This is a genomic window from Pseudochrobactrum sp. sp1633 (genome assembly GCF_030376605.1).
Taxonomy (GTDB): Bacteria; Pseudomonadota; Alphaproteobacteria; order Rhizobiales; family Rhizobiaceae; genus Pseudochrobactrum.
Genome location: NZ_JARRAE010000034.1, coordinates 1 through 9,839, shown reverse-complemented (window position 1 = coordinate 9,839; position 9,839 = coordinate 1). Strand labels below are relative to the sequence as shown.

The 9,839-nt window shown below is 63.3% G+C and carries 13 protein-coding genes; 11 read left to right on the top strand and 2 right to left on the bottom strand.

The features are described from left to right. From P8H26_RS17800 to P8H26_RS17785, 5 genes are all read left to right on the top strand, one after another. Positions 1–485: HAD-IC family P-type ATPase (locus tag P8H26_RS17800; protein ID WP_289634431.1), on the top strand; the 485-nt coding region annotated here is incomplete at its 5' end. Positions 486–790: 305 nt separating this feature from the next. After that, positions 791–1,060: a DUF924 family protein gene (locus P8H26_RS17795; protein ID WP_272491712.1), complete on the top strand. Its 270-nt coding sequence runs from the start codon at positions 791–793 to the stop codon at positions 1,058–1,060. Next, positions 952–1,206: a DUF924 family protein gene (locus P8H26_RS18195; protein ID WP_213599383.1), complete on the top strand. Its 255-nt coding sequence runs from the start codon at positions 952–954 to the stop codon at positions 1,204–1,206. Before P8H26_RS17795 ends, P8H26_RS18195 begins: the two co-directional genes overlap by 109 nt. A gap of 97 nt (positions 1,207–1,303) precedes the next feature. Then, complete coding sequence (locus tag P8H26_RS17790) at positions 1,304–1,534, top strand: hexameric tyrosine-coordinated heme protein (RefSeq protein ID WP_213599385.1); 231 nt, start codon at positions 1,304–1,306, stop codon at positions 1,532–1,534. 85 nt (positions 1,535–1,619) lie between these two features. After that, a complete protein-coding gene (locus P8H26_RS17785) occupies positions 1,620–1,757 on the top strand; it encodes a hypothetical protein (RefSeq protein ID WP_213599387.1) in 138 nt (45 codons plus the stop codon). 55 nt (positions 1,758–1,812) lie between these two features. Here the strand turns inward: P8H26_RS17785 and P8H26_RS17780 are convergent, their stop codons facing one another. Next, a complete protein-coding gene (locus P8H26_RS17780; protein ID WP_213599389.1) occupies positions 1,813–3,762 on the bottom strand; it encodes a heavy metal translocating P-type ATPase in 1,950 nt (649 codons plus the stop codon). Between the two features lie 170 nt (positions 3,763–3,932). Beyond that, the gene (locus P8H26_RS17775) at positions 3,933–4,577 is read right to left on the bottom strand and encodes a LysR substrate-binding domain-containing protein (RefSeq protein ID WP_272491726.1); all 645 of its coding nucleotides are present in this window, start codon (positions 4,575–4,577) and stop codon (positions 3,933–3,935) included. Between the two features lie 281 nt (positions 4,578–4,858). Between P8H26_RS17775 and P8H26_RS17770 the strand changes: the two genes are divergently transcribed. The 6 genes from P8H26_RS17770 to P8H26_RS17745 all read left to right on the top strand — a co-directional run bounded on the left by P8H26_RS17770 (position 4,859) and on the right by P8H26_RS17745 (position 9,594). Then, complete coding sequence (locus tag P8H26_RS17770; RefSeq protein ID WP_289634430.1) at positions 4,859–5,455, top strand: TetR/AcrR family transcriptional regulator; 597 nt, start codon at positions 4,859–4,861, stop codon at positions 5,453–5,455. An 18-nt stretch (positions 5,456–5,473) separates the two neighbouring features. After that, positions 5,474–6,607: an efflux RND transporter periplasmic adaptor subunit gene (locus tag P8H26_RS17765; protein WP_213599393.1), complete on the top strand. Its 1,134-nt coding sequence runs from the start codon at positions 5,474–5,476 to the stop codon at positions 6,605–6,607. Continuing rightward, the gene (locus P8H26_RS17760) at positions 6,604–7,737 is read left to right on the top strand and encodes an ABC transporter permease (protein WP_213599395.1); all 1,134 of its coding nucleotides are present in this window, start codon (positions 6,604–6,606) and stop codon (positions 7,735–7,737) included. The genes P8H26_RS17765 and P8H26_RS17760 overlap by 4 nt, the downstream gene beginning before the upstream one ends. 1 nt (position 7,738) lies before the next feature. Next, positions 7,739–8,431, top strand: coding sequence for an ABC transporter ATP-binding protein (locus P8H26_RS17755; RefSeq protein WP_289634429.1), 693 nt, complete (start codon positions 7,739–7,741; stop codon positions 8,429–8,431). A gap of 135 nt (positions 8,432–8,566) precedes the next feature. Further along, positions 8,567–9,049 (top strand): cytochrome b, encoded by a 483-nt coding sequence (locus P8H26_RS17750; protein WP_289634428.1) that lies wholly within the window; start codon positions 8,567–8,569, stop codon positions 9,047–9,049. A 167-nt stretch (positions 9,050–9,216) separates the two neighbouring features. Beyond that, positions 9,217–9,594 carry a hypothetical protein gene (locus tag P8H26_RS17745; RefSeq protein WP_213599401.1) on the top strand — a complete coding sequence of 126 codons (378 nt, stop codon included), beginning with the start codon at positions 9,217–9,219 and terminating at the stop codon, positions 9,592–9,594. Positions 9,595–9,839: the final 245 nt, after the last annotated feature.

Below are 9,839 nucleotides of genomic sequence, written 5' to 3'. Positions count from 1 at the left end.
TAGGCAACTGTAGCCCAGTTAACGTGACAACACCCAAACTGGAGTTAATCCGGAAGATGAAGGCAGATGGCGCGCATGTCGCCATGGTCGGCGACGGTATCAACGACGCGCCGGCGCTTGCCGCCGCCGACACCTCGATTGCCATGGGCGCGGCCGGCAGCGACGTCGCCATCGAGACCGCCGACATCGCACTCCTGAAGGACGATCTCGGCAATATCCCCGAAGCGATGGCGATCTCGCGCGCGACGCTGGGCAATATGCGGCAGAACCTCGTCATCGCGCTGGTGACGGTGGCGGGGCTGCTGGCGGGCGTGTTCTCTGGCAATGTCCACATGGCCGGCGGCATGCTGGTCCACCAGCTTTCGGTGCTGATCGTCATCGCCAACGGCATGCGTCTGCTGCGCGTGCCGAAGGCCTCCGCACCCGGCGGGAGGGCTTCAAAAGCCGCCACTGCCCTTCCCGCAACTGAGGCCGCACGAGACTGAAGCCTTCCTGGCAAACCCCGCTCCGGTGAGCTGACCCAACCCTGTCTCATCGCTCGCAGCTGCCGGAAAAAATCGATATGAATACCAGGACCGCCCCGTGGAACGACGTTCTCGACTTCTGGTTTCCCGAAGGCCGCTCGTCAGGGATAGCGGCTGGAACTCATCGCGATCACTGATCGTGGCGGCTGCACGGCGGTGCGGACGACAAAATCGTCGCGCGCTTCGCCGACCTCACGAGCAGCGCAGCTTCAGGTGATCTCAACGACTGAGCCAGCGCCCCCGAAGGCAGGCTGGCGCTCATCATCGTGCTCGACCAGTTCTCGCGCTCGCTTTGGCGCGGCACGCCACGCGCATTCGCGCAAGACTCTGCCGCGCTGTCGCTGGCGATGGAGGGGTTCTCCAACGGCCACTACGCATCGCTGGGCATGCCCTGGTTCAGGATCGTCTACAGTCAGCCCCTTGGCCATTGCGAAGGCCCGGATCAACTCGGGCGCATCGATCTCTCATCAAGCTTCGCGAAGAGATCGCAGCGGACACGCCTGCTTCCCTTCAGCCGATATACCAGTCACTGGTGAAACAGGCCCGTGATGTTCGCAAGGTCATCGCCGCTTTCGGTCGTCACCCGCACCGCAATCAGGCCCTCGGCCGAGAATCGACGCAGGCGGAAGAAGCTTACATCGCGAAAGGTGATTTCCCGCACGAAAGGGCGTTTCAGGCGTGACGCCTGGAGGCGAAGCGTATCGCGGGTTGATGCTTTCGTCGGCTGCTCGGATAGATTACGGTTGTTGCGTATTCATATTCTCTGAAAGGAAAACATCATGGCTGACACTTGGCTTCCCTCACTCAAGACAGCGACCCCGCAGGAGGGGTTCGACCTTGCCACTAAAATGGCGCGGGTCGGCGTCAAGGTAACCCAGCCTTCCGCCGAGATTCGCGACAAGTTGCGCGCGGTCTACGATCAGGACACCGCGCAACTGATCGCTTCCTCACAGGTGATCGCCATCCATTTCCAGACGGTCGCGGCCGACAACAATTACTGGCGCGACTGAAGCCCTCGCCTACGACTGACACCCTGGTGTCAGTCGTAGGCATTTCAGTCAAAGTTTCAGCCCTCGCAATCGCAGCGCATTGGCGATGACACTGACCGACGACAACGACATGGCGGCGGCCGCGATGATCGGTGACAGGAGCAGGTTGTTGCTCGGTATGGTCATCGCCACCTTCGGCCGTCATTCGAACCACAGGTTCTTAACCGCAATCGACACCTGCTGAAGAGTAATCATTTTCCTCATCTATGCGCGTTTCGGACGGGATTGCCGCCATCCGATCAAACTCCTGACTGATATGAAGGCTCTACAGGATCGACGTCCGGTGCGCGACGCAGTGAGACCTCACTGCGCGCCCGGATTGGATCTGCAAGCAACCTGAGGCCGTTCAGCACCACCAGCACCGTGCCGCCTTCGTGTCCGACGACCGCGAGGGGCAACGGCAGGGCGAAAAACAGGCTCGAGGCGACCAGAAGCAGCATCATGCCGATGGCGAAAATCAGATTCTGACGGATGATCCGGCGGGTGCGGCGCGCCAACCGATGCGCGGCGGCAAGGCGGGCCATGTCCTCCGACAACAGTGCGACATCGGCTGCCTGCAAGGCGACGTCGCTGCCCGCTGCGCCCATGGCGATGCCGACATCGGCCCGCGCCAGCGCGGCGGCGTCGTTCACCCCGTCGCCGACAAAGGCCACCTTTCCATTCTTTGCCAGTTCGCCCACCAGTCGGACCTTGTCTTCAGGCAGCAGATCGGCATGGACATGTTTTGCCTCCAGCCCGAGTTCCGCGGCGATCCGCAAGCCGACAGGGCGCCGGTCGCCGGTCATCATGGCGATAGTATCTACCCCAGCCGCCCTGAGCCCAGCCAACCCCGCGGCCGAGGTCTCGCGCGGACGGTCGGCGACGGTGAGTGCACCATAGACCCGATCTCCCCGCCCCAGCCACACCACGGTCTGGCTACCGTCCGTCAGTTGCGCATATTCTGGATTGTCGAGCGATGCGCCCATGCGCGCCGCCATACGCGGATTCCCGGCCCAGAGCGCACCTACGGCATCTTCCCCGGTGATCCCCTCACTGGGCACGGTTTCGACATCGCAGACCTCGACGGCGGCGATACCTCTCTCCTCGATGTAGAGGCGGATAGCTTCGGCAATTGGATGCTCGGAATGCGCCTCAAGACCGGCGATCAATGACAGGAACCGCTCTTCGGGTTCCTGCGTCACAATTTGCGTCACCTCGGCCTTGCCGGTGGTCAGCGTACCGGTTTTGTCGAAGGCAAAGATATCGACCTCGGCCAGCGTCTCCAGCGCCGCGCCGCCCTTGAACAGAACACCGCCCCGCGCGGCCGCCGCCAGCGCCGAGAGGATCGCGGCCGGAACCGATATCACCACCGCGCAGGGACTGGCCGCGACCAGCAGCGTTGCTGCACGATAAAGCGCATCCTGCATCGTCCAGCCAAGCGCGAGAAATATAGCGAGAGCCAGCACCGCGCCAGCGAGAACCGCGATGGTGTAGCGCTGGCCGAACCAGGCGCTGAACCGTTCGGATGGAGCGCGCGACGCCTGGGCCTCGGTCACCAGTTCGATCATCCGCGCCACGGTGCTTTCCGCGACCGGACGGGTAACGCGGACGAGCAGCACGGCGTTGAGGTTTACCGTGGCCTCGAACACCTTTGCGCCGGGGCCTTTGCCGACCGGCATCGATTCGCCGGTGATCGTCGCCTCATCGAGCGAGCCTTCGCCTTCCGCCACCTCGCCATCGGCCGGCACGCGCGCACCGGGGCGCAGCACCACCAGGTCGCCAGCTGCGAGATCGCCCACCGGTACCTCGGTAACCGTTCCATCCGAATTGCGCCTGAGCGCGGTGTCGGGACGCAACGCCATCAGCGCCTCGACCGCATGACGCGCCCGGCTCATCGCCCGCTGCTCCAACGTGGTCGACAAGCTGAACAGCGTCAACAGCACCGCTCCTTCGAGCGTAGCACCCACCGCGGCGGCGGCAAGGGCGGCCACGATCATTAGAAGATCGATGTCGAGAATCCGCTCACGCCAAAGCGACGTCAGGGCCCGGACTCCGGTCGGCACACCACCGGCCAGATAGACCAGCACGAGACCGACCGGCCCCCAAAGGCTGGGGCTCAAAAAGGCATCGACAGTCGCAAGCGCCATCCCGGCAAGCGTGATGCCGGTCAATGCTGTCATAAAGCGGTCGGAAGAAAGGTCGATTTGCACGTTGTGTTCCTGGCTGTGCCGCGACGGCGGTAGTGGCTGGAGAGCCCGGGCAGCGGCGCGCCATACGGGCTGGCGTTACATTCCCGGTCGATCAGGTTCCGTTATTCCTTTTCCATCACAGCATCGAGCTTACCTCCAGGACCGCACCATACAGAAGAGATAAGGATGAATCATACCATGCCCGTCCGGAGATCGCTCGTCTGCGGGCGACGACCCTCCAGAAGGTCGGCGTCGGTGGCGAGCGCACCAGCCATGAAATCCATGAAGGCACGGATACGGGCGGTGTTGCGCAAATCCTCATGGGGCAGCAGCCACAGATCGAGCTGGAAATCTTCCGGAAACATGGCGACCCGGACAAGGTCGGGCGCGCCGTCGGCTACAGCGCAGGGCAGCGGCGCAAGGCCGATTCCGGCCCTCGCCGCGGCAATGGCGGCCGCAATCGAATTGGTGCGGTAGATCGGTTGCACTCCGGGCAGCCAATCGGCCAACTGATGACCGACCGCTCCATGTGACTGGCCGAAGCCGATCCAGTCGTTGCTTGCAAGATCGTCATCGATCCCCCGGGTGGTACGGTCTGCCGAGGCGTAGGCTCCGAAGGCCAGCCGGCCGACGCGCCGACCGACCAATATTTCCTGCGGCGCGTTGCCGATGCGCAGTGCGACATCGGCCTCGCGTCGGGTCAGGTCCAAGGGAGTGTCCGAAACGATCACTTCCAATTCGATCCCTGGCTGCGCTGCATGAAAGGCGGCCAAATGCGGCGGCAATAACCCGATCGCCAGCATATCGATAGCTGTGATGCGGATAAGCCCGCTCAGGCGCTGGTCCTATCCGGTCACCTGACGCGACAGGGCGATAATTTCCTCGTCGATCCGGATGGCGGTCTATTGCATGGCCTCTCCGGCGCCCGTCAGCGCAGATCGTCCCAGTTCTGGTTCTGTACATCCATGAAAGATCACCCCTTCCAAGCCTGATCCCATTGCCGGCAGCATGCCGCCATCTTGCTGGCAACACCGCGCGTTCGCTTTGCCCGTCAGAAAAGCTTGACCACGATCATTGCTTCATTTAAGTATGTGATTGCTCACTTACTAGGTGCTTTATGCGAAAATCTACGGAATTACGCAAGGCCGAAATCGTCGCGGCCGTCCTCGACCTGGCCGACCAGATCGGGCCGGATCGGGTGACGACAGGTGCTGCCGCAGCGGCTGTGGGCGTCAGTCAGGCCGCCTTGTTCCGGCATTTCCCGACCAAGGCCGCGATGTGGCTTGCCATGGCGGATCATGTGACCGGGGAACTGGCAATAGCCTGGCAACGGGCCATGACTGGGACTGATGGCCCCATCGACCGGGTCACGGCGCTGGTGGTCGCGCAGCTTGGGCAGATCGCGGCAACCCCGGCGCTACCCATGCTGCTGTTCTCGCGCGAGCTGAATGTTGGCAATGAGGATTTGCGCGCTGCCTTTCGAGGCCTGCTGATGAAGTTTCAGGGGCTGATCGTGACCGAACTGGCTCGTGGTCAAGACGCTGGCCTCTTGCGCCGCGAAGTCGCTCCAGAGGATGCCGCCGTTTTGCTGACGTCGCTGGTGCAGGGCATGGCGATCCGCTGGTCGCTCGGCGCGCGCAACTTCTCCCTGGTCGGGGAAGGCAAGCGGGTCCTTGAAATACAACTTCGGCTTTTGACCATGAAGGAGGATTAGGCCATGCGGCGGCGGTGGATGTTCGGTGCGGCGGCGGCGGTTCTGGTGCTGGGCGCGGGTGTGCTGTTCCTCACCGAGCGGCCGCTCACAGTCAGCGTGGTGCAACCAGAGCAGGATGTGGCCCTGCGCATCTACGGCCTTGGCTCGGTTGAGGCGAGGATCCTCAGCCGGGTCGGGTTCGAGGTTGGCGCTACCCTGACCGGGCTGGCCGCTGACGTCGGGAACCGGGTAGTCAGAGGGCAGGAACTGGCGACCATTGATCCAGCCGAGCAGGAGGCGCGCACCGCCCGCGCCCGCGCTGCGGTCGAGGCCAATGTCGCCGCGCTCGCCCGCGCCGAGGCCACGGTGGCGCGGGCCCGCAGCGTACTGGCGCAGCGCCAGGCGGCAAATCAGCGTCAGCAGGGATTGGCGCAGCGCGATGTGACCTCGATCCAGCGCGCCGAGGAAGCGCAGCGTGACGAGGATGTGGCCCGTGCCGATCTTGCGGTCGCCGAGGCGGATGTGGCGGTGATCCGTGCTCAGCGCGCGGACGCGGCCGCCGCACTGGAACAGGAAAAGGTTCTCCTCGCCCGCCATCGGCTGAGCGCACCCTATGACGCGGTGATCGTCACGCGCCATGCCGAAGCGGGAACGGTGGTACGGGCCGGCGATCCGATCTTCACCCTGATCGCTCCCGAAACGGTCTGGATACAAGCCTATGTCGATGAGGAGCGCGCCGGCCAGCTTGCGCTTGGCCAGCCCGGCACGATCCGGCTGCGCTCACAACCGCAGGCTGAGTTCCAGGGTATTATCGCCCGCATCGGGCTGGAAAGCGATCGGGTGAACGAGGAACGCCGGATCTGGCTGACCTGCACGGACTGCCCCCAGCCGATGTATCTCGGCGAACAGGCCGAAGTGCGCATCACCACCGGCAACCGCAACAGTGCACTGATGGTGCCGGAGGTCGCGATCACCGGTTTCGAGGGGCATCGCGGCCGGGTCTGGCTGGTGCGGGACGGACGGCTGGAGCAGGTCGAACTGACCTTCGGCGCGCGCGACGATCGGGGCCGGGTCGAAGTCACGGGCAGCCTGCCGGACGATGCCGCCATCGTCGCCCAGATACCGCAAGGCGCAACCGAGGGGCGGCGGGCGCGGACCAGGACCACGCCATGAACCTTGCTCTCAAGGATATACGCCACGGACTGTTCCGCTTCGTCCTCACCTGTTTCGGGTTGGGGCTCTTGATGACGGTCGTGCTGTCGATGATCGGCATCTATAACGGCCTTGTCGCCGATGCGCTGGCGGTCGTGAAGGCTCCGGCGGCGGATGTCTGGGTGGTCGAGAGCGGCACCAAGGGCCCGTTCGCCGAAGCTTCGAACATCCCGCTGACCACGCGCGATGCGGTGGCGCGCATGCCCGGCGTGGCCGAGGTCGGTGCGATCAACTTTCAGAACATCGAAGCTTCCCATGCCGGCGCGTCGCTCCGGCTCTACGTCATCGGCTATGAGCCGGGACATCCCGGCGGGCCGCAGCGCATCGCCGAAGGGCGCAGCATCGGCACAAGCCATTTCGAACTGGTGGCAGACCGCAAGACCGGTCTTCTGACCGGTGAGACGATCCGTCTCGGGCGCAACCGTTTCACCGTGGTCGGGCTGGTCGAAGGGGCAATGAACGCGGGCGGCGATCCAGCGGTCTATATCACGCTGCCCGACGCGATGGCATTGCAGACCGAGCTTGACCCCGCAGCCCAGCGCGTTCAGGCGGCGCGAGGCGCCGTTTCGGTCAAGTCCGCTTCGGTCGCGGCCGTGATTGCAAGGGTAGCGCCGGGCGCGGATGTCGAATTGCTGACCGCGACCGTGCGGCAGTGGAAACATCTGGCAGCCCTGACGCAAGCAGAGCAGGAAGACATTCTGGTCTCGTCAGTGGTGGATCTGGCGCGGCGACAGATCGGTCTGTTTCTCGGCATCCTGCTCAGCGTTTCAGCGGTAGTGATCGCGCTCATCATCTACACGATGACGATGGAGAAGCTGAAGCAGATCGCCACGCTGAAACTGATCGGCGCGCCTGACCGCACCATAATCGGGCTGATCGTGCAGCAGGCGCTGATCCTCGGGGCTTCGGGCTGGGGGATCGGGCTTATGCTGATCCTGACGGTGAAGGACTATTTCCCGCGCCGGGTGGTACTGGAGCCGTTCAACGTGATGGTGCTGGCCGGGATCATCTTCGCCGTTTGCATCGCCGCCTCAGGCCTTGGCGTACGGGCGGCGATGAAGGTCGATCCCGCTACGGCTCTGGGGAGCTGACATGGCGGGCGGTGAAATCCTCATCGACGTGAAAGGTGTGGCCAAGCATTTCGGCGAGGGCGAAACCCGTGTCGATGCGCTGCGCGACGTCGACCTTCAGGTCCGCACCGGCGAGGTCATTGCGCTTCTCGGCCCCTCGGGTTCGGGCAAGACTACACTGCTCAACGTCATCGGCTGCATCCTGACGCCATCGGCGGGCCGGGTGACGTTGGACGGCGAGACGGTGTTTGACGGGCAATGGCTGCGGCGCGACCTGCGGAGGCTCAGGCTGGACAAGATCGGCTTCATCTTCCAGACGCACAACCTTCTGCCCTTCCTGACCGCGGAGGAGAACGTTGCCGTGGTCCTCGACCTCGCCGGCTGGCCGGTTGAAAAGGGTCGGACGCGTGCCGGCGATCTGCTTGGCTATCTCGAAGTCGACCACCGCGCCGCAGCCAAGCCAGCGCTCCTATCGGGTGGCGAGGCGCAGCGAGTAGCCATTGCACGGGCGCTGGCCAACCGTCCCCGCATCATCCTGGCCGACGAACCGACCGCCGCGCTCGACAGCAAGCGGGCCGGGCTGGTGATGGACCTGTTGCGCAAGCTTGCCGTCGAGCAGGAAGCCTGCATCGTCACCGTCACCCATGACGAGAAGATTTTTGACCGTTTCGACCGCCTGATCCACCTGCGTGACGGCCGGCTGGCGGATGCCTGACACGGGAGGATTGCCAGAAAAATGAGACCCCTGAGCATTTCCATCGCCGCCGGTTCGGTCCCGTCGACAGGTGGAACGGCGCACGACACTGACCGATTTTGAGAACCCAAGCGACCTTGAAAAGGTGTAACCAAGATGCAACCGATATCCTATTCCAAAGCCCAGATCGTCCTGCACTGGACCATTGCGGCTCTCGTTTTCTTCCAGATACTCATGCATGAAGGCATCGTTCAGGTATGGGACGGGCGGATGAAGGGCACACTGCCGAACGAGCCGACGATCAATCCCCACGCCATTGCCGGCGTGCTGATCCTGGTCCTGGTTCTGTGGCGGCTGGTGCTGCGTCGTCAACGCGGCGTTCCGGGTCTGCCGGAATGCGAACATCCGGCCCTGAAGGCCCTGGCCACGGGCACGCATTGGTTGTTCTATATACTTCTGATCGCCATGGCGCTTTCAGGGATGGCTGCCTGGCTTCTTGGTTTGGAGACGGTGGGCACCGTCCACTCCATTGCGCGATACGTGTTGATCCCCCTCATCGCACTCCATGTCGTGGCAGCTTTTGCCCAACATTTCTGGTTCAGGACGGATGTGCCTCGGCGCATGCTCGGACTGGCTTAGAGCCTTGGAGGAACAACCTGCAAACGGTCTGGCTGTTTTGGGATGACCCTCCAACATTCTCCCGGTTCAAGCAGATCACCCCCGAGGCAGGAAGCTCGATCGCTACAGTGACCCATAAGAGGCCGTGCCGCAACCGACTGCCCGACACCTAACACTGGAGGATTGCTATGACCGCAAGACACCTGTCTGTTTCCATCGCCGCCGGCGTGGCAGTGGTGTTTGGCCTGGCTACCGTCGTTTCCGGCGGCCGCGCACTCTTCGGCGGCGTGGACATGGGCGCGGTGGTTCCATTCGTGCTCTGGTTCAACTTCGTGGCCGGCTTCGCCTATCTGCTGGCAGGGCTCGGGCTCTGGCGCGGCGCGGCCTGGGCACCTGCCCTGTCCATCGCTATTGCAGCGGCTACGGCCGTGGTCTTTGTTTGCTTCCTTTGGCACATCTGGGACGGCGGGGCCTACGAGAGCCGTACGATGGCCGCGATGGTCCTGCGGCTCGGCATCTGGGTTGCTATTTCGACAGTTGCGGTAAATATCCGATGGCCACGATAGAGGCTCGCGACGACTGCGCTGGCGAGTCGACAGGCATTCGCTTTGTCCCGTGTCGCGATATCGCGAAGTTGGTGGATTGGGATTAACTGAATTTGGCGCCGACCAGCTCATGCAAATGCTCAAGGTATGCGGCCAAAAAATTCTTCAGAACCCATAATGGTGTTGTCTCGTTAAGTTTCTCTGACCGGAAAGGCCAGTGGCTCGTAGATATTCATGCGAAACAGGCCGCAATTTTCCATGCATCG

What these genes read in the sequence shown, in the direction of transcription:
- P8H26_RS17790 (WP_213599385.1), top strand. Translation starts at nt 1,304, where the DNA reads ATGGCTGACACTTGGCTTCCCTCACTCAAGACAGCGACCCCGCAGGAG.
- P8H26_RS17785 (WP_213599387.1), top strand. Translation starts at nt 1,620, where the DNA reads ATGACACTGACCGACGACAACGACATGGCGGCGGCCGCGATGATCGGT.
- P8H26_RS17770 (WP_289634430.1), top strand. Translation starts at nt 4,859, where the DNA reads ATGCGAAAATCTACGGAATTACGCAAGGCCGAAATCGTCGCGGCCGTC.
- P8H26_RS17765 (WP_213599393.1), top strand. Translation starts at nt 5,474, where the DNA reads ATGTTCGGTGCGGCGGCGGCGGTTCTGGTGCTGGGCGCGGGTGTGCTG.
- P8H26_RS17760 (WP_213599395.1), top strand. Translation starts at nt 6,604, where the DNA reads ATGAACCTTGCTCTCAAGGATATACGCCACGGACTGTTCCGCTTCGTC.
- P8H26_RS17755 (WP_289634429.1), top strand. Translation starts at nt 7,739, where the DNA reads ATGGCGGGCGGTGAAATCCTCATCGACGTGAAAGGTGTGGCCAAGCAT.
- P8H26_RS17750 (WP_289634428.1), top strand. Translation starts at nt 8,567, where the DNA reads ATGCAACCGATATCCTATTCCAAAGCCCAGATCGTCCTGCACTGGACC.
- P8H26_RS17745 (WP_213599401.1), top strand. Translation starts at nt 9,217, where the DNA reads ATGACCGCAAGACACCTGTCTGTTTCCATCGCCGCCGGCGTGGCAGTG.